Here is a 17,744-nt window from a genome sequence, read left to right as displayed (position 1 = left end):
TTTATTCCTGAACCTATTCCTGCATCAGGCAGCCTGACAGACCCGGTTCTTTCCTTCCCGCTTGGCCCGATAGAGAGCGTCATCCGCACGGCTGAACAGGCTGTCAAAGTGCCACTCCCCCTGCCAGTAAGCAATACCCATGCTGACGGTGATATGAATCCCCTCCACCTCGCTGGCCGCAAGCTGAACCAGCAGTGACTGGCAACGGGCGATGGCCTCCTCTGCGGCGACATGGCGAAACAGCAGCACAAACTCCTCACCCCCAAAGCGGCCCGCCAATACCCCCTCCAGCTCGCGCAGTGCCAACCCGACCCGCTCCAGCACCCGATCACCCACCTCATGACCATGCCGATCGTTGATCTGCTTGAAGTCATCCAGATCGAGCACCACCAACGCCCCCTGTTGTGCAGGGCGTCCCCGGGCCAGACGCTCCATAAAACCACGGCGATTGAACAAGCCGGTCAGCGGGTCATGACTGGCCTGATAGCGCAGCTCCAGCGCCCGGTGCTGGTTGCAGAGCAGCAGCACCCCGAAGGTAAGCATGGAGCTGCCCACCAGCATGGAGACATAGGGCAACACGTTGAACAGCTGACGCTGGAACGGGCTTTCGATCACCTCGCCCCACACGGTAAACATCCGCATCAATGTCATGGCAATCAGTACCAGATTGAGGCCAATCAGCACCCAGACCGCCACCTGATAATCGGGTCGGCCGTGACGCCAGAGCTGCCAGATGATGAGCATACTGAGCATGAGGAAGGTGGCGCTGCTGATCATCACCCGCACAGCAATCCGGCCATCGATGGCGACCGACCAGGTCATGATGGCGGCAAACAGCAGGATGAATCCCCAGCAGGCAGGCCAGCCTGGCGATTGCCGGAAGAAACAGCGCTGGGCAACCAGCAGCAGCGACACATGAAAAATCAGGAAGACATTGCCAACCCAGGAGCCATAGGGGGTGGGGGTCAGCAGCAAGCTGGCAAATCCAGCCTGACCCAGCATGGCAAACAGACTGGACCACCACCAGACCCCGACACCGGGAATATCGTTGTGGGTAACACGAATGATGGTAAGAGTCAGGAAACCGAGACAATAGCCACACAAGGCCATGATCATCAAGGTAAAAATATCCAGCTTAAGCAGTAGTGAGGCGTCCATACCAAAGCCATGCAGAGAGGGTAACTGAGTATATGAGAAGCGTTTGCCAAGACCCAGTGGGACTTGATGGTTTTCATAATAAAGCCCGTTCGTTTGCTGACAAACAGCGCAATGAGCGTGATATCCCACCAATGCGTATTCGTATCAGCCCCATAAAAAGCCTCTTACGGAGCCCGATAGCACAATAAGAGCCGCAAGCGGCGCCCTGGCTTTGTAACAAAATGTCTTGGGGATAATTTGGGCTTGAACCCACTCAATTAGATAGATATGTTGTTTTCGTGTGATTTTATGAATGAAGCCATGAGCAATAAATGTCTCTAACCTGTTGAGTCTTCTGACACAATCTGTTTTTGGTACATTTTTCACTCAACCACTATTCATAGCATCTCATATGGGGCTTTTGTCCCGCTCAAGACATTCATCCTGTCTTGCCTGTTGCCGGATGCAGCAGTCTCTTGTGCCACGGAGTCGCACGGGATCAGGTTCAAGGCCGAACACACCACCGACAGAGACGTCACTTATGATCAAAAAACTGATTCTTTCTACCCTGCTGTTTTGCGGGATCGCCACGGCGGCCCCGACACCTGCCCCCACGTCCACCCTGGATGCCGTGCTCGAACGCGGCGTGCTGCGAGTCGGCTTCGACGCCGGCTATCAACCCTTCGAGATGACCAACAAGCAGGGCCAATACATCGGCTTTGATGTGGATCTCGCCAAGATGGTCGCCAAAGAGATGGGCGTGAAGGTCGAGTTCGTCAACACCGCCTGGGATGGCATCATTCCGGCACTCCTGACCAACAAGTTCGACGTCATCATGGGCGGCATGACCGTCACTCCCCAGCGCAACCTGCGGGTCAACTTTGCCGATCCTTACATCGTGGTCGGCCAGACCATCGTCCTGCGCAAAGAGAAGGCGGGCGAAATCAAATCCTTCACCGACCTCAACGACCCGAAATACAAGATCGCGGTCAAGCTCGGCACCACCGGCGAGCAGGCAGTCAAGCGCCTGATCCCCAAAGCCACCCTGCTGCAGTTTGAAACCCAGGATGACGCCAAGCTGGAAGTGATCAACGGCAAGGTCGATGCGTTCGTCTATGACCTGCCCTACAACGCTATTTTCGCCTCCCAGAATCAGGGCGCCGTGGTGCACCTCGACAAGCCGTTCACCTTCGAGCCGCTGGCCTGGGCCATCCGCAAAGGGGATCAGGACACCCTCAACTGGTTCAACAACTACCTGCGCCAGATCAAGGGCGATGGCAGCTACGACCGTCTCTACAAGAAGTGGTTCGAATCCAACGCCTGGCTGAATCAGCTCAAATAACCTCCGGGGGGCGGCACATGCCGCCCCTGCACCACGCAGCTCCCCACACAATAACGAGAAGAGGTTGTGACTGTGCACACACCCAAACCGACAAGACAGATGGAAAAACAACCCAATCAGCTGCTCTGGCATGGGGTTTTCCTGCTGATGCTGCTGGTTGCCGTATTCGGCATCTACAAGGCTGTCCAGTCAGTGGATTACACCTGGCGCTGGGAACGCATTCCCCAATACATCGCCTATCAGGCGGAGCAGAAGAATCTCGCCGAATTTGACGGCACCGTGATGGCGGGCACCAGCGAGGCCGAGAAGGGCAAGCTGTTCCTGCAAGACGATCTCGACCCCAATGTGCGGCAAGCCATTGCCAGTACCGGCGTACAAGTCGCCGAAGGGGATACCGTTTTTCGTGGCGATACCCTCGACACCCAACTGAGCTGGACTGCAGGCCCCATTGCCTGGGGCGTCTGGGTCACCGTCAAACTCTCGCTGGTGGCGGGCATCTTCGCCATCCTGCTCGGAACCCTGGCCGGGCTGGCGCGTCTCTCCCCCAATCCGGCCCTGCGCAATCTGGCGGTCACCTACGTTGAGCTCATCCGCGGCACGCCGCTGCTGGTGCAGATCTTCATCGTCTACTTCTTTATCGGCACCGTGCTGAACCTCGACCGCTTCACCGCCGGGGTCGCCGCGCTGGCGGTCTTTACCGGTGCCTATGTGGCGGAGATCGTCCGCGCCGGTATCAGCTCCATCCACAAGGGGCAGATGGAGGCGGGTCGCAGCCTGGGTATGACCTCGGCCCAGACCATGCGCTACGTCATCCTGCCGCAGGCGTTCAAGCGGGTACTGCCACCGCTGGCAGGCCAATTCATCAACCTGATCAAGGACTCCTCGCTGGTCTCGGTCATCTCCATCACCGATCTGACCAAGGCCGGTCGCGAGGTAGTCAGCTCCACCTTCAGTCCGTTCGAGGTATGGTTTACCGTCGCCTTGCTCTATCTGGTGCTGACCGGCACCCTCTCTTTCTTGGTACGCCGTCTCGAGGTGAAATATGCACGCAGCAACTGATCCCATCATCAAGGTGCCACAGGCATCGAGAAGTGCAGCCATCACCGCCCCCCTCTTCGCCTTCCCGGTTCGTTTTCTGGAGGTGAAATATGCACGCAGTAACTGATCCCATCATCAAGGTGCAACGGGCGTCGAGAAGTGCAGCCATCACCGGCACCCCCTTCGCCTTCCCGGTTCGTTTTCTGGAGGCGAAATATGCGCGCAGCAACTGATCCCATCATCAAAGCGACCGGTGTCGAGAAGTTTTACGGCAGCGAAGTGCATGCCCTGAAAAATGTCAGCACCCAGGTCGCCGAAGGGGAAGTGGTGGTGATCGTCGGCCCCAGTGGCTCGGGCAAGTCCACCTTCCTGCGCACCCTCAACCAGCTGGAGACCATCAACGACGGCAACATAGTAGTCGACGGCATCAGCCTGACCGAGCCGGGCGATGTCAACAAGCTGCGGGAAGAGGTGGGCATGGTGTTCCAGTCCTTCAACCTCTTTCCCCACCTGACGGTGCTGGACAACATCTGCCTCGCCCCTCAGAAGGTGCGTGGTCTGTCACGCCGTGAGGCCGAAGACAGAGCCAAGGCGCTGCTGCTGAAAGTGGGGCTGTCGGTGAAAGCGGCCAGCTATCCCTCCCAACTCTCCGGTGGTCAGCAACAGCGGGTAGCCATTGCCCGGGCGCTCGCCATGCAGCCGCGCATCATGCTGTTTGACGAGCCCACCAGTGCGCTGGACCCCGAAATGGTGGGGGAAGTGCTGGATGTGATGAAGGGGCTGGCCCGCGAAGGGATGACCATGGTGGTGGTGACACACGAGATGGGCTTTGCCCGCGAGGTAGCGGATCGGGTGCTCTTTATGGAGAGTGGCGAACTGCTGGTGGATGAAAAACCGGCCGATTTCTTCGACAATCCTCCCTCCCCACGCCTGCGCCAGTTCCTGAGTCAGGTGCTGTAGCCAACATGCTCTGCTGGATAAATGAAGAGGGACCGCAAGGTCCCTCTTCTTGTGTGTCACGCTGAGCAGGCTTAACCCAGCTGAACCCGAGTGCCCATCTCATCGGCTCAGCGCGGGGACTTTCCCAAATAGCGCTCCACGATCACTTTCACCCCGTCACGTTTTTTGAGCTGATAGAGCTCCTTGTCAAACTGGTCGATAAAGGCCTGTTTGTAGGGGTACTCCCCCTTGCGGCTGTAGCCGAGAAACCCCTGCTCCTTGCTGAGCACCGGCCCCTGTTTGAGCAAGGACATATCGGCCACCGCCAGCTGATCGGCCTTTATCATGTTGAGCAACTCATAGAGCAGGGAGAGGCGATCATTGATGGTGCAATCGACCCGGCCGCGGACAATCTTGAGCAAGTTCTCCCGATTGCTTTTCACCTCCTCCACGTCGATCTGCTTCTCTTTTACCGCCTGCCAAAAGGCATCACCGCCGACGGCAAAACCGGCGTTCATGCCAAAGCGTAAACCATGATAGTCGAGCGGAAACCTGGCCTGCGGAGTATTGACCGCAACACTGGCGCCGCACATCACCACCAGCTCTTCATCCAGCATCGGCTGGGAGTAGGGCCACATCCAGGGGCGACTGTCGGGCTGGTAGTAAGGCGGAAAGATGGCGAAGGCGCTGCCCTGCTCCACCATGCTCAGACCGCGCCGCCACGGCATCGGCTTGAGCACCACCTCATAGTCAGGCATGGCAGAGGTCACCTCGCGGATAATATCGGCATAGATCCCCCTGACCTCCTCCCCCTCCTGCCAGGAGTAGGGGGGATAGTTGGCATCGGCCAAAATTTCAACACGGGTTTTGGCCTGGGCCATCATGCACAACCCCAGCAACAAGCAACACCAGACGCGCATAAGCCAGCACCTCCTGAAAAAGCCTGCATCAAGCATAGCCATCCGCCGCACCTTCCTCTGCTGCCGCGCCATATTTCATGCCATCTCTTCGTTGGCAGAAAAATGTTAATGAAATATTAAGGCCATCCTTTATGCTGGAGAGCAATTGCTCTGAATGGATGGCCGCATATGGATGTGCAACTGCTTCTGCTCTACCTCTCCCCGGTTTTTCTGGCCTTTATCGGCTGGGAGATGCTCTACCTGCGCAAACATGGCGCGGCCCTTCCAACCGCCACCTACCAGTGGCGGGATCTGTTCGCAAACGCCGCCCTGGCCCTGATGCACCAAGGGGGCGATGCGCTGGCGGCCATCGCCATTGCTTATCTGTATGACACCCTATGGGGCTGGCGGCTGTTCGATATCGAGCTGAATCTCTGGAGTGTGCTACTGCTGTTTCTGTTGCAGGATCTCTGTTACTGGCTGTTCCACTTCACCAGCCACCATGTGCGCTGGCTGTGGGCTTCCCACGTGGTACATCACAGCTCGGAGCGGCTCAACCTCTCCACCGCCTTTCGCCAGAGCCTGATGTATCCCATCTCCGGCATGTGGCTGTTCTGGATCCCGATGATTGTCATCGGCTTCCCGCCCGAGGCGGTGGTCGCCACCGTGCTGCTGAGTCTGGGCTTCCAGTTCTTCGTCCACACCCAGGTAGTGGGCAAACTCGGCTGGCTGGAGTGGATCTTCAACACCCCCTCCCACCACAGGGTGCATCACGCCAGCAACGCCAAGTACATAGACCGCAACTTTGCCGGGGTGCTGATCATCTGGGATCGGCTGTTCGGCACCTTTGTGGAAGAAGACCCGGCCGAGCCGTGCCGCTTCGGCATCACCAAGCCGATCCACAGCTTCAATCCCCTCACCCTCACCTTCCACGAGTGGCGCGACATGCTGCGCGACGCCCGTGGCCTGCCTTGGCGACAAAAACTCGCGGTGCTGTTTGGCAAACCGGCCGGACCTGCCAGCCGCTAAGCCTTCTCCCCAGGTCACAACTCCCGGATAGCAAGCCCCTTATAACCAGTCCCTGATAACAAGAGAGCGCCACAGTGGCGCTCTCTTATGGTCAGTCACATCTTCGATGTCAGAGATGGGCGAACGACCAGACGGCGGGGATCAGGCTCAGCAAGGTCACTCCGGCCAACAGCCGTTCGCGACCACTCAGGCAAAGATCTGCGCCCAGCTGACGGCGGCTGTAGAGAAACAGCAGCAGACCCGGCCCGTAGAGCAACAACGACAGCAGCAGATATTCCACCCCGGCAGCATAGAGCAGCCAGAAACCGTAACAACTCGATACCAGCGCTACCGCCCGCATCAGACCGCGGCCCTGCCCGCCCTCACCCTTCTTGCTGAACGAGAGCTTGAGCAAGAACAGGCCGATCAGCAGGTAAGGCACCAAAATCATCGAGGTAGAGATAAGCAGCAGGCTGGTGTAGCCCTTGCCGAGCAGCCATACCAGCAGCAGGCAAGTCTGCACCGTCAGGCTGGTGAGCCAGAGCGAGGCGATAGGCGTCCCATTGCGGTTCTGGCGCCGGAAGATGGCGGGAAACGCGCCGTGGCGTGCCGCGCTGAACGGCACCTCGGCCGAGAAGAGGGTCCAGCTCACGTAGGAGGCAAGCACCGAGACGATCAGGCCGACGCTGATGAGCAGCTTGCCCCATGAGCCGGTCATCTGGGCCATCAGCCCTGCCATGGAGGGGTTGGGCAGCGCCGCCAGCTCGGGTCGGCTCAATATTCCGAGCGCCAGCACCGAGATAAGCACATAGAGCAGCAACGCCAATACCACGCCAAGCACAGTGGCCGTGCCCACATCTCGCCGGTTTCTGGCGCGGGCCGACAGCACCGCGGCCCCCTCGATACCGGTGAAGACCCAGAGAGTGATGAGCATGGTATTGCGCACCTGCTCGGAGACCGGCACCGCCAGGGTGCTGCCCTGCTGATCCGCCGCGAAGGTGACCGGGTCGAACCAGTAGCAGGCGAACAGGATAAACAGCAGCAGCGGCAGGCTCTTGGCCAGGGTCGCCACCAGATTGAACAGCGCCGCCTGCTGCACGCCGCGGGCCACCAGCAGGTGCACCGCCCAGAGGATGCAGGACTCGCCGACAAACGCTGCCAGCGTGTTGCCCTCACCAAACCAGACCTGCTCCGGCGTATCGACGAAGCTGCCCAGCGCCGCAAAGGCAATGACCAGATAACCCACCACGCCGATGGTGGCGCAGAGCCAGTACCCCCAGGCGGAGAAGAAGCCCACCAGATCGCCAAAACCGGCGCGGGCGTAGCTGTAGATGCCGCCGTCGAGATCCGGTCTGAGTCGCGACAGATAGAGAAAACTCATGGCGAGCGCCAGGATGCCCACACCCGTCACGCCCCAGCCGATCAGCACAGCGCGCGCCCCCGCCACCTCGGCCATGTTCTGGGGCAGGCTGAAAATCCCCGCCCCCACCATGGAGCTGAACACCAGCGCGGTGAGGGACCAGAGCCCAATCTTGTTCTCTTTCATGGGTGCTCCTTAGCGCAACCGGCTGCTCAGCGCCTGAATATGCTCGGGGCCGATACCGCAGCAACCGCCGATCAAGTTCGCCCCGGCCCCGCGCCAGCGCTCGGCCCAGCCGAGATAATCCAGCGGCCCCAGATCGGCGCGGATCTCGTCCAGTCCGTCGTTGGCGGTGGCCTCTTTGGGCTGCGGCGGGAAGGCGTTGGCATAGGCACCGAGGCGGATGTCGATGCGACCCAGCGCCTGCAATCGGGCGCGAGCAACCTCGAGGGCCCCCTCGATCACCTCGGGCTGACAGCAGTTGAACAGGATGGCATCGACTCCAGCCGCCACCAGCGAGGTCACCGCATCGGCCACCCGCTCGCCGGAGCGCAGTCGCGGCTCGTTGCCCGGCGCCTCATCTTCCAGCGTGAAGGAAACCCAGAACGGCTTGCCATCGTCAGGCAACAGCGCTTTCAGGGCCAGTGGCTCGGCAATCAGGCTCATGGTCTCGGCCAGCCAGATATCCACATAAGGGGATAGCGCCCGGATAAGCGGCATCGCCAACTCGCTCACCCGGTCCGCCTTGAACAGGTCGGCACGGTAGGAGCCAAACAGCGGTGGCAGAGAACCCGCCACCCGCACGGCGCCCTTCTGCTCGTCAGCCACCTCACGGGCCAGCTGACCAGCCAGCGCTGCCAGCCCCTCCCCGTCGGCAAAGAAACGCTCATCGCCGATATGAAACGGCACCAGCGCATAGCTATTGGTAGTAATGACCCTGGCCCCGCTCGCCACATAGGCCTGATGCACGTCACGCACCGTCTCTGGCGCCTCCATCAAGGCCAGCGCCGACCACTCGGGTTGACGAAACGGTGCCCCCCGCCGTGCCAACTCGCGCCCCATGCCCCCATCCAGCACCCACAATTCCCTGGTTTTCATCTGTCGTGTCTCTTTGTTATGTGCGTTGTTTATTTGCGTATTTATCTGTTTGTTTTGTTGATCTGCGGTTTCGCATCGAATCGCTGCAGATCGTCCCGCTTCATCCTGGGAAGCCCTTTTATTATGCAGCCATAAAAACATATAGATGTTTAGATGGCTAGAGCAAGGTAAAACAAAGTGCCACGGGCGGCAATCAGTATCAGCAGAAATCAGCGTGCAAACGGCGAGGCAAACGCAGAAATGCAAGAGGCCACCCGAAGGTGGCCTCATCACTATCTTGATCCGCTGGTAACTTAACGCCCGGCCAGCACTCGCTTAATCTGTTTGACCCAGTCGGAGACCCGACCCTGCTGCGGCAAACCGCGCCAGATCTGCTCCCACTGGGCAGGGCTGAGCGGACGACCGAGGCGACGCTGTACGCCTGCATATAGGTAGTCATGGGCCGTGGTGGCCGCATGCTCGGAGGTGAGGAATTTGGAGACCGGATCGGTCAACCGCACATCCCGCATGCCGAGCAGCGGATAGTCGTTGTGCACAGCCGCCAGCATGGTCTCGCGCATAGCCGACTCGATGTAGCCACGGGCAAACAGGGCGGTCACCGACTCCAGCGACCCCTGATCCGGACCGTGATACTGCTCGTCAAAAACCGGGCTCGGCTCGGCCATGCCGCTTTGCACCACCGCATCGGGATCCGGCTGCGGCACGACCACCGCGGGCTTGGGGGCAACCGGCTTGGCTGCCACTGTGGCTTTGCGCGGCGCGCTCTGGCTACAGGCACCCAGTGCCAGGGCGAGCGCGACAAAGGCCAGCGCACGGGAATGAGACTGCATCTTCATGACTTTTATGTCGCTCCTTTTACGATTCCTGAGCTGGCTTCTCGGCCACCACCGGCTCGACCCGGGTAACCAGCAGCTGATCGATCTTGTAACTGTCGATATCCACCACTTCGAACTTGTAACCGGCATATTTGACCGAGTCAGTGCGCTTGGGGATCTTGCGCAGCATATACATGATGAAACCGGCGATGGTCTCGTAGTTCTGATCGTCCGGAAACTCTTCTATATCGAAGGCGCGCATCACGTCTGAGATCGGGGTCACCCCGTCCACCAGCCAGGAGTTCTCGTCCCGCTGGACGATCTGCTCTTCCACCACGTGGGTCGCCCACTCGCCCATGACGGTGCTCATCAGGTCGTTCATGGTGACGATCCCCACCACCAGCGCGTACTCGTTCATCACCACGGCAAAGTCGCCACGATGATTTTTGAAGTACTCCATCGCCTCATAGAGGTTCAGGGTATCGGGAATGATGATGACGTTTTGTACCAGCGAGCCGCTGTTGAGATCGATGCTCTGGCCGCTGATGACGCGGATCAGCAGCTCCTTGGCATCGACAAAGCCCTTGATGCTGTCGAGGTTGTGGTCACAGACCAGAAACTTGTTGTGGGGGTGTTCGGCGATCTTCGCCTTGATGTCCTCTTCATCCTCTTGCAGGGTGAAGTAGATGAGGCTCTCGCGAGCCGTCATGGCGGAGGTGACGCAGAGTGACTGCAGTTCGAACACGTTCTCGATGAGTTGATGCTCCTCGCGCTGGATAACTCCAGCCTCGGCACCGGCATCCATTACCGCATAGATATCATCGGAGGTGATCTCGTCGTTGCGCTCTGTAGAAATGCGCATCAGGCGAAACAGGGTATTGGCCAGACCATTGAAAATCCATACCAGCGGCATCAGCAGGGTGACGAAGAAGAGCATGGGGCGCACCACCACCACGGCAATCTGCTCGGGCATGATCATGGCCAGACGCTTGGGCATCAGATCGGCGATCAGGATAAACATACCGGTGACGAACACGAAGGACGCACCAGAGCTGATCTCGCCAAGCCAGGGTCCCTGGTAGAACTGGGAGACAATCCCCTTGATGGCGGGGTTGAGGGCAGACTCACCCAGGATACCGCCCAGAATGGCGACGGTATTGAGGCCAATCTGCACCACGGTGAAAAAGTTGCCCGGCTGGGCCTGCAGGGCCAGCACCTTTTCGGCCTGGCGATTACCTTCATCCGCCATCACCTGCAATTTGATTTTGCGAGACGCGGCGAGAGAGATCTCGGAGAGGGAGAAGAACACACTGCCGCCAACCAGCAGCATTAAAAAGAACAAACTATCGGCAAAACTCATGATTAACCTATTGCTACACCCGCCTTAGCACAAGACGGCAAACTGGGCCCGGGAGACCGGACCGTGAGCCCATCCGGGACTCACACAGGGGGAGTATTCTATCAGAAAACAGCCAGTTGGGGGCTTTATCTTACTCCGACCAGTTATGCAACAAAAAAGGCGCTTCACGCGCCTTTTTATTCACTTCCGGTTAGCCCTTGCCCAGCAAGGTGCCCAGATCGTCCGCCTTGGTGTGGCGTACATCCTTGCCTTTCACGTAGTAGACGATGTACTCGCAGATGTGCTGGCAGCGATCGCCGACCCGCTCGATGGCACGCGCCGCCCACAGGACGTTGAGCACCTGGGGGATGGTGCGGGGATCTTCCATCATATAGGTCATCAGCTCGCGGATGATGGACTCGTACTCGCGGTCTACCTTGTCATCTTCCTTGTAGACCGCCAGCGCCGCATCCAGATCCATGCGGGCGAAAGCGTCGAGCACATCGTGCAGCATCTTGATGGTACGACGGCCCATGTTCTCCAGCGACACCAGCGGCGGCTGCGGCTTGTTGGCGTTGTCGGTCAGCATGCGGGCGATCTTGTCGGCCACGTCGCCAATGCGCTCCAGATCGGTGATGGTCTTGATGATGGCCATCACCAGTCGCAGGTCGGAGGCTGTCGGCTGACGCTTGGCGATGATGCGGGTGCACTCCTCGTCGATCGCCACTTCCATCGCGTTGACCTTGTGGTCGTTGGCCACGATCTTGCGCGCAGCATCGAGATCCTGATCGTGGATCGCCGCGATGGCGTCGGTGAGCTGCTGCTCCACCATGCCGCCCATCACCAGCACTTGGTTGCGCACGCTCTCAAGCTCGGCATTGAACTGACCGGAGATGTGTTTATTGAGGTTCATATTGTCCATACAAATAATCCTTGATTGCTCCGATTATGCCTTAGCCGTGGAAGCGACTGCCAATCTGTTTGCTGAGATTCATCCTCTCCTCTCCTTAGCCGTAACGACCGGTAATGTAATCTTCGGTCTTTTTCTTGGCCGGGGTGGTGAAGATGGTGTTGGTATCCGAGTACTCGATAAGCTCGCCCATATACATGAAGGCGGTCTGATCCGACACGCGCGCAGCCTGTTGCATGTTGTGGGTCACGATCACCACGGTGAACTGGCTCTTGAGCTCGTTGATCAGCTCCTCGATGGTGAGGGTGGAGATGGGGTCGAGCGCCGAGGTCGGTTCATCGAGCAGCAACACTTCCGGCTCGATGGCGATGGCGCGGGCGATCACCAGACGCTGCTGCTGACCCCCGGAGAGACCGAAGGCGTTGTCGTGCAGACGATCCTTCACCTCGTCCCACAGGGCCGCACCGCGCAGGGAGCGCTCGGCGGCCTCATCCAGGGTGCGGCGATCGTTGATCCCCTGCAGGCGCAGACCATAGACCACGTTCTCGTAAATAGACTTGGGGAACGGGTTCGGGCGCTGGAACACCATGCCCACCTGACGGCGCAGGGCGGATACATCCACGCTCTTGTCATAGATGTTGTGGCCGTGCAGCAGGATCTCCCCGTCGATGCGGCAGATCTCCACCAGATCGTTCATCCGGTTGATGCAGCGCAGCAGGGTCGATTTGCCACAGCCTGACGGGCCGATGAAGGCGGTCACCTGCCCTTTGGGGATCTTCATGTTGACGTTGAACAACGCCTGCTTGCTGCCGTAGTACAGGTTGAGATCCTTCACCTCCAGCGCGGTCTGCTCCGGGCTCAGGTTAAGCAGGTCCAGCGCGGTGTGCTGGGTAGACGTGGTCGTTACGTTGATCATCTGTTACCTCAAAATCTATCTGGAGTGGCCGGACTGCTGCCGGCGCCCCTCACGTATTGGTGCAGAGAGATGGCGGCTCGCGCTCGGCCGCCCCTCTGTTATCTCACTCTTGTATCACTCATGCGGCGCCGGATTAATGCTCCAGCGACCGGAATTTCTCGCGCAAGTGGTTACGAATACCGATAGCGGTCAGGTTCAGGCCCACGATCACCGTCACCAGCAGGAAGGAGGTGGCGTAGACCAGCGGGCGGGCCGCCTCGACGTTGGGGCTCTGGAAGCCGACGTCATAGATGTGGAAGCCCAGGTGCATGAACTTGCGCTCCACATGCAGATACGGGAAGTTGCCATCCATCGGCAAGGTCGGTGCCAGTTTCACCACCCCCACCAGCATCAGCGGCGCAACTTCACCGGCTGCACGGGCAATCGCCAGAATAAGGCCGGTCATGATGGCCGGGCTCGCCATCGGCAGCACGATGCGCCACAAGGTCTCGGCCTGGGTGGCGCCCAGTGCCAACGAGCCCTGACGGATGGTGCTCGGGATCCGCGCCAGCCCCTCTTCGGTGGAGACAATCACCACCGGCAGGGTCAGGATAGCCAGGGTCAGCGCCGACCAAATCACGCCAGGTGAACCAAAGGTCGGGCTCGGCAGCGCTTCCGGGTAGAACAGCTGATCCAGCGAGCCACCGAGCGTGTAGACGAAGAAGCCCAGACCAAACACGCCGTAGACGATGGAGGGCACGCCCGCCAGATTGATCACCGCGATGCGGATGATCTTGGTCAGGCTGTTCTTGCCTGCGTACTCGTGCAGGTAGACCGCCGCCACCACGCCGAGCGGGGTCACGATGATCGCCATCAGGAACACCATGAAGACGGTGCCGAAGATGGCCGGGAAGACGCCGCCCTCGGTGTTCGCCTCACGGGGATCGTCGGATACAAACTTGCCGATCTGGTGGAACCAGTGACCCACCTTGGCCAGCAGGCTCATGTCGTTGGGCCATACCACATCCAGTACCCTGGACATGGGCATGGTCACCAGCTCGCCACGCATATCCTTGACGGTGATGCTGTCCCGGTCAGCCTGACTGCGCAGTGAGAAGAGCTCTTTTTCCAGCACCTGATAACGATCGTTAAGGGCCTGACGTTCACGCTCCAGCTGAGCTTTCAGCTGATCGGTCAGCTTCTCTTCCAGCTCGGCCTTGCGCTCTTTCAGGCGCAGCCGCTCCAGCTGATAGTTGATGCTGCCGATGTCCCCTTTTTGCAGATCGTTGGCCTGTTCGGAGAGGGCATTGGCTCTCGCCAGCACCCGCTGCAGGGCAGGATGCAGATCCGAAGTCAGCTCGCGGCCATCCTCTTTTACCCCGACGATATAACCGTAGAAGTTACCGTTGGTGGCACGCTCAACCATGGCCAGCTCGGCTGGCTGGCTCTGGGACTTGATGTCAGTCTCCAATACCCAGCGAAAATCGAGATCGACGAACTCACGGTTGCCGGTCTTGACCAGATAGCGGGTCAGCAGCTCGCGCTCTTCCCCCTCCAGCGGCAGACCTGCGGCGCGCAGTCGCTCCACCGGCACCAGCTCGCGATCGTTGATCTCGCCGATCAGCACGCTCTTGTTGCCGCTGGCGTCCTCCAGCTGCCACTCATAGATGGGGTGCGGCCAGAAGTAGACCAGACCACGCCATCCGATCAGCAGCAGCAGACCCAGTACCGCCACCAGACTCAGGCTGACGGCTCCGCCGGTCATCCAGATCCAGGGGGCCCCTGATTTAAACCACTTACCCATTGTCGATTCCTTGTCCATTACAGAGCCGCCCCTTACATCGAGCTGTATTTTTCACGCAACCGCTGACGGACAAACTCGGCCAGGGTGTTGAACATAAAGGTGAACACAAACAGGACGAAGGCCGCGAGGAACAATACCCGATAGTGGGAGCTGCCCACTTCCGACTCCGGCATCTCCACCGCAATGTTGGCGGCCAGAGTACGCAGCCCCTGGAACATGGAGAAGTCCATGATGGGGGTGTTGCCGGTAGCCATCAGTACGATCATGGTTTCGCCCACGGCACGGCCAAGGCCCATCATCACCGCCGAGAAGATGCCCGGGCTGGCAGTGAGGATCACCACTCGGCTCAGGGTCTGCCACGGGGTAGCCCCCAACGCCAGCGAGCCCTGGGTCAGGTGCTTGGGCACCGAGAAGACCGCATCTTCGGCGATGGAGAAGATGGTGGGGATGACCGCAAAGCCCATGGCGATACCGACCACCAGCGAATTGCGCTGGTCAAACTTGATACCCATTTCGTGGGTCAGCCAGATGCGCGAATCACCGTGCATAAAGGCATTCTCGATGAGCGGGCTCAGGGCGAAGGCCCCCCAGCCAATCAGCAGCAGCACTGGAATAAGCAGGATGGCGTGCCATCCCTCCGGCAGCCAGGACTTGCCACGCTCCGGCAGGTAGTTCCAGACCAGTGCGGTCAACAGCATCCCCATCGGCAGCAGGATCAACAGCAGGATCACCCCGGGCAGCGCCCCCTCTATGATGGGCGCCAGCCACAGACCCGCCAGGAAGCCCAGGATAACGGTCGGCAACGCCGCCATGATCTCCACCGTCGGTTTGACGTATTTGCGCAGCCCCGCCGACATGAAGTAGGCGGTATAGATAGCACCGGCGACACCGAGCGGCACCGCAAACACCATGGCGTAGAAAGAGGCTTTCAGCGTACCGAATACCAGTGGCACCAGGCTCAGCTTGGCTTCAAAGTCGTTGCTGGCGGAGGTGGATTGCCACACATACTGGGGCTCCGGATACCCTTCATACCATACCTTCTGCCACAGGGCCGACCAGGTCACCTCGGGGTGATCGTTCTCCACCGAGAAAAGCTTGAAGGTCTCCCCTTGCTGCATCAGCAACAGGTTGTGACGGGGGGAGATGGCCAGGGCAGAGAGTTCACCCCCTTCCACCGTCTCGGTCAGCAGCTTGGTCTCGCCAGTGGCGTGGAAGAAGCTGATGATGCCGTCCTTGTCGGCACTGATGAAGGCTTTGCGATAGTGCTCGGGGGTCAGAAGATCCACCGCGCCATCGCCCTTGAAGTCACGGATCTGAGTGAACTGGCGTTTGCCATCTTTTGCCACTTCAAACCACTGGGAGATGATGCCGTTGTCGTTGCCCACCAGCAGGGAGGAGGCACCGGAGAGCAGCTCGACCCGGGTCACGTTGGCATCTGGCGCATTGATCTCCAGCACATTGCGCACGGATATATTGCTCAGGTCATGAATGTCATAGACAGAGAGACGATTGCCTTCCCGCACAAAGAGGATCCGCAGATTGGGGGTCAAAAGCATCTGATCCACATGGCGCGGCAGGGACGGAATGGTGTAGTTCTCACTGCTCCACTCAATCTCGCCGGAGAGGAAGTTCTCCTCACCGCTCATCACCATCAGTACGCCACGACCATCTTCGGTCACGGCGGCGGTCGCCATCTTGTCCTTGGTGGCCTCAAATACCATGGCACGCAGCGCTTTGCCCTGCGGATCGACCACTACCGGCTCCTCGCCAAAGGGATATTGCAGACTGGGTTCGATCACCCGCACATCGTTGGGATAGGAGACCTTGAACGCAGGCTGGACGACCTGCGCCTTGCCATCGGCGAAACCGTAGGCGATCAGCTTCTGACCAGGGGACGGTGGCGCCACTGCAGTGACATCACCGGTGACCTCAGCATGACCAAGGGATTGCCCGACCTTGATCTTGTCATCTCCCTGCACCGCGAAGAAGTTGACCAGTCCTTTATCGCTGAAGCGATAGCCGATCTCGTTCTGCTCTTCCACGCCGAGCCAGGCGGTCTTCCCTGCGGCAGGCAGGGTAAATGAGGCAGTTGGCTCCATGGAGGCGCCATTGAAGATGGGTTTCACCACATAGAGCAGATAAAAGAAGATAAGCAGCAGCGCCACCAGTACCAGGGCTCCGCCTGTGGTGACGCCATATTTGGCCAATTTATCCTTGATCCGGCGTTTTCTACTGCCCGCCATGACCAGGTTTAACGATTCCGATGACATGCAAGACCTCAATGTAAGCTAGGCTTGGCGGCATTATATGGCGGTTGCATGACAGTTTTGTTACATCGAGAGCGCTTTAACCGAGGTTGCTAGTGGAAAAATGGGCGGGGGTCCTTTCGAGGGAAAGTGAACACAATATATTGTTTATAAAGAGATATTTGTGAGAATAATCAGCAAGGGCAGCCTATGCTGCCCCCAAATCATTCAGGAAAGGGCATCGTTTGATTGTTGCAGCGCCAGTTTGACCGCCTTTTTCTCGGCGCGGCGACGCTTGAAGAAGGCCGACAACTGGGCCGAGCAGGCATCGGCCAGCACACCGCCGGTCAGCTCGACACTGTGGTTGTGGCGCGGGTCCTGCAAGATCTCGAACACCGACCCCGCAGCACCGGTCTTGAGATCACGTGCGCCGTAAACCACCCGCTTGACCCGGCTATGGATCAGCGCACCGGCACACATGCAGCAGGGTTCCAGCGTCACATAAAGTGTGGTGTCGAGCAGGCGGTAGTTCGCAAGCTGCTGGCCCGCTGCCCGAATTGCCATCACCTCGGCATGGGCACAGGCATCGTGTTCGCTGATGGAGCGGTTCCACCCCTCGCCCACCACCTGACCATCCAGCACCAGAACGGCACCGACCGGGATCTCGCCAATCCCTTCGGCCCGGGCGGCCAATGCCATAGCATGGCGCATCCACTGTTCATCCTGCGCGGTCTGACTCGGAGCCTGACCCAGTGTTTCTGGGACCTCTGATGGTTTCACGCCCATCCCCTCTTTATATTGTTCAATTGTGCTTTTTACATTCCAGCTATCCATACCTGTCAGATGATTCCATAGATAGCAGGCATGATAGCTAGCGGTGACAGGGCAGCGATTATGCCAAATCTGCACGTCAG

At 59.1% G+C, this 17,744-nt stretch carries 17 protein-coding genes; 6 read left to right on the top strand and 11 right to left on the bottom strand.

Annotated features, from left to right (window positions below):
• Positions 1-24 precede the first annotated feature (24 nt).
• Positions 25-1,158 carry a GGDEF domain-containing protein gene (locus G5229_RS01575; RefSeq protein ID WP_421208166.1) on the bottom strand — a complete coding sequence of 378 codons (1,134 nt, stop codon included), beginning with the start codon at positions 1,156-1,158 and terminating at the stop codon, positions 25-27.
• 520 nt (positions 1,159-1,678) lie between these two features.
• Between G5229_RS01575 and G5229_RS01570 the strand changes: the two genes are divergently transcribed.
• From G5229_RS01570 to G5229_RS01550, 5 genes are all read left to right on the top strand, one after another.
• On the top strand, positions 1,679-2,479 hold the full coding sequence (locus G5229_RS01570) for a transporter substrate-binding domain-containing protein (RefSeq protein WP_005334079.1): 801 nt from the start codon (positions 1,679-1,681) through the stop codon (positions 2,477-2,479).
• Between the two features lie 99 nt (positions 2,480-2,578).
• Complete coding sequence (locus G5229_RS01565) at positions 2,579-3,538, top strand: amino acid ABC transporter permease (RefSeq protein ID WP_019445267.1); 960 nt, start codon at positions 2,579-2,581, stop codon at positions 3,536-3,538.
• A complete protein-coding gene (locus G5229_RS01560; protein WP_265328643.1) occupies positions 3,522-3,644 on the top strand; it encodes a hypothetical protein in 123 nt (40 codons plus the stop codon). Before G5229_RS01565 ends, G5229_RS01560 begins: the two co-directional genes overlap by 17 nt.
• A complete protein-coding gene (locus G5229_RS01555) occupies positions 3,628-3,750 on the top strand; it encodes a hypothetical protein (RefSeq protein ID WP_265177235.1) in 123 nt (40 codons plus the stop codon). Before G5229_RS01560 ends, G5229_RS01555 begins: the two co-directional genes overlap by 17 nt.
• Positions 3,734-4,477, top strand: a complete 744-nt coding sequence (locus G5229_RS01550) for an amino acid ABC transporter ATP-binding protein (protein WP_120414562.1) — start codon at positions 3,734-3,736, stop codon at positions 4,475-4,477. Before G5229_RS01555 ends, G5229_RS01550 begins: the two co-directional genes overlap by 17 nt.
• 107 nt (positions 4,478-4,584) lie before the next feature.
• Here the strand turns inward: G5229_RS01550 and G5229_RS01545 are convergent, their stop codons facing one another.
• Complete coding sequence (locus tag G5229_RS01545; RefSeq protein ID WP_266133802.1) at positions 4,585-5,376, bottom strand: substrate-binding periplasmic protein; 792 nt, start codon at positions 5,374-5,376, stop codon at positions 4,585-4,587.
• A 168-nt stretch (positions 5,377-5,544) separates the two neighbouring features.
• Between G5229_RS01545 and G5229_RS01540 the strand changes: the two genes are divergently transcribed.
• Positions 5,545-6,384, top strand: coding sequence for a sterol desaturase family protein (locus G5229_RS01540; RefSeq protein WP_266133801.1), 840 nt, complete (start codon positions 5,545-5,547; stop codon positions 6,382-6,384).
• A gap of 109 nt (positions 6,385-6,493) precedes the next feature.
• Here G5229_RS01540 and G5229_RS01535 read toward each other — a convergent pair whose 3' ends face one another.
• From G5229_RS01535 to tadA, 9 genes are all read right to left on the bottom strand, one after another.
• On the bottom strand, positions 6,494-7,909 hold the full coding sequence (locus G5229_RS01535) for a basic amino acid/polyamine antiporter (RefSeq protein WP_266133800.1): 1,416 nt from the start codon (positions 7,907-7,909) through the stop codon (positions 6,494-6,496).
• A 9-nt stretch (positions 7,910-7,918) separates the two neighbouring features.
• Positions 7,919-8,821, bottom strand: a complete 903-nt coding sequence (locus G5229_RS01530; RefSeq protein ID WP_421208163.1) for a homocysteine S-methyltransferase family protein — start codon at positions 8,819-8,821, stop codon at positions 7,919-7,921.
• A gap of 293 nt (positions 8,822-9,114) precedes the next feature.
• Positions 9,115-9,657 carry a hypothetical protein gene (locus G5229_RS01525; protein WP_266133798.1) on the bottom strand — a complete coding sequence of 181 codons (543 nt, stop codon included), beginning with the start codon at positions 9,655-9,657 and terminating at the stop codon, positions 9,115-9,117.
• 19 nt (positions 9,658-9,676) lie between these two features.
• Positions 9,677-10,996 (bottom strand): hemolysin family protein, encoded by a 1,320-nt coding sequence (locus G5229_RS01520; RefSeq protein ID WP_216954078.1) that lies wholly within the window; start codon positions 10,994-10,996, stop codon positions 9,677-9,679.
• A 190-nt stretch (positions 10,997-11,186) separates the two neighbouring features.
• The gene (phoU, locus tag G5229_RS01515) at positions 11,187-11,897 is read right to left on the bottom strand and encodes a phosphate signaling complex protein PhoU (protein ID WP_236346667.1); all 711 of its coding nucleotides are present in this window, start codon (positions 11,895-11,897) and stop codon (positions 11,187-11,189) included.
• An 85-nt stretch (positions 11,898-11,982) separates the two neighbouring features.
• Complete coding sequence (gene pstB, locus G5229_RS01510) at positions 11,983-12,801, bottom strand: phosphate ABC transporter ATP-binding protein PstB (RefSeq protein ID WP_216954080.1); 819 nt, start codon at positions 12,799-12,801, stop codon at positions 11,983-11,985.
• A gap of 133 nt (positions 12,802-12,934) precedes the next feature.
• Positions 12,935-14,584 (bottom strand): phosphate ABC transporter permease PstA, encoded by a 1,650-nt coding sequence (gene pstA, locus G5229_RS01505; protein ID WP_042012620.1) that lies wholly within the window; start codon positions 14,582-14,584, stop codon positions 12,935-12,937.
• Between the two features lie 32 nt (positions 14,585-14,616).
• The gene (locus tag G5229_RS01500; protein WP_266133795.1) at positions 14,617-16,854 is read right to left on the bottom strand and encodes an ABC transporter permease subunit; all 2,238 of its coding nucleotides are present in this window, start codon (positions 16,852-16,854) and stop codon (positions 14,617-14,619) included.
• 204 nt (positions 16,855-17,058) lie between these two features.
• A complete protein-coding gene (gene tadA / locus G5229_RS01495; RefSeq protein WP_421208161.1) occupies positions 17,059-17,610 on the bottom strand; it encodes a tRNA adenosine(34) deaminase TadA in 552 nt (183 codons plus the stop codon).
• Positions 17,611-17,744: the final 134 nt, after the last annotated feature.

The organism is Aeromonas sp. 602396 (assembly GCF_049173735.1).
Classification (GTDB): domain Bacteria; phylum Pseudomonadota; class Gammaproteobacteria; order Enterobacterales; family Aeromonadaceae; genus Aeromonas; species Aeromonas veronii_A.
This window is presented reverse-complemented; position numbering and strand designations above follow the sequence as displayed.

Bases quoted from the DNA above. Each gene is read 5' to 3' on its own strand.
- pstA (WP_042012620.1), bottom strand. From the start codon at position 14,584: ATGGGTAAGTGGTTTAAATCAGGGGCCCCCTGGATCTGGATGACCGGC.
- G5229_RS01535 (WP_266133800.1), bottom strand. From the start codon at position 7,909: ATGAAAGAGAACAAGATTGGGCTCTGGTCCCTCACCGCGCTGGTGTTC.
- G5229_RS01520 (WP_216954078.1), bottom strand. From the start codon at position 10,996: ATGAGTTTTGCCGATAGTTTGTTCTTTTTAATGCTGCTGGTTGGCGGC.
- G5229_RS01565 (WP_019445267.1), top strand. From the start codon at position 2,579: ATGGAAAAACAACCCAATCAGCTGCTCTGGCATGGGGTTTTCCTGCTG.
- G5229_RS01560 (WP_265328643.1), top strand. From the start codon at position 3,522: ATGCACGCAGCAACTGATCCCATCATCAAGGTGCCACAGGCATCGAGA.
- G5229_RS01525 (WP_266133798.1), bottom strand. From the start codon at position 9,657: ATGAAGATGCAGTCTCATTCCCGTGCGCTGGCCTTTGTCGCGCTCGCC.
- G5229_RS01570 (WP_005334079.1), top strand. From the start codon at position 1,679: ATGATCAAAAAACTGATTCTTTCTACCCTGCTGTTTTGCGGGATCGCC.
- G5229_RS01530 (WP_421208163.1), bottom strand. From the start codon at position 8,821: ATGAAAACCAGGGAATTGTGGGTGCTGGATGGGGGCATGGGGCGCGAG.
- G5229_RS01545 (WP_266133802.1), bottom strand. From the start codon at position 5,376: ATGCGCGTCTGGTGTTGCTTGTTGCTGGGGTTGTGCATGATGGCCCAG.
- pstB (WP_216954080.1), bottom strand. From the start codon at position 12,801: ATGATCAACGTAACGACCACGTCTACCCAGCACACCGCGCTGGACCTG.
- G5229_RS01550 (WP_120414562.1), top strand. From the start codon at position 3,734: ATGCGCGCAGCAACTGATCCCATCATCAAAGCGACCGGTGTCGAGAAG.
- G5229_RS01555 (WP_265177235.1), top strand. From the start codon at position 3,628: ATGCACGCAGTAACTGATCCCATCATCAAGGTGCAACGGGCGTCGAGA.
- phoU (WP_236346667.1), bottom strand. From the start codon at position 11,897: ATGGACAATATGAACCTCAATAAACACATCTCCGGTCAGTTCAATGCC.
- G5229_RS01500 (WP_266133795.1), bottom strand. From the start codon at position 16,854: ATGTCATCGGAATCGTTAAACCTGGTCATGGCGGGCAGTAGAAAACGC.
- G5229_RS01575 (WP_421208166.1), bottom strand. From the start codon at position 1,158: ATGGACGCCTCACTACTGCTTAAGCTGGATATTTTTACCTTGATGATC.
- G5229_RS01540 (WP_266133801.1), top strand. From the start codon at position 5,545: ATGGATGTGCAACTGCTTCTGCTCTACCTCTCCCCGGTTTTTCTGGCC.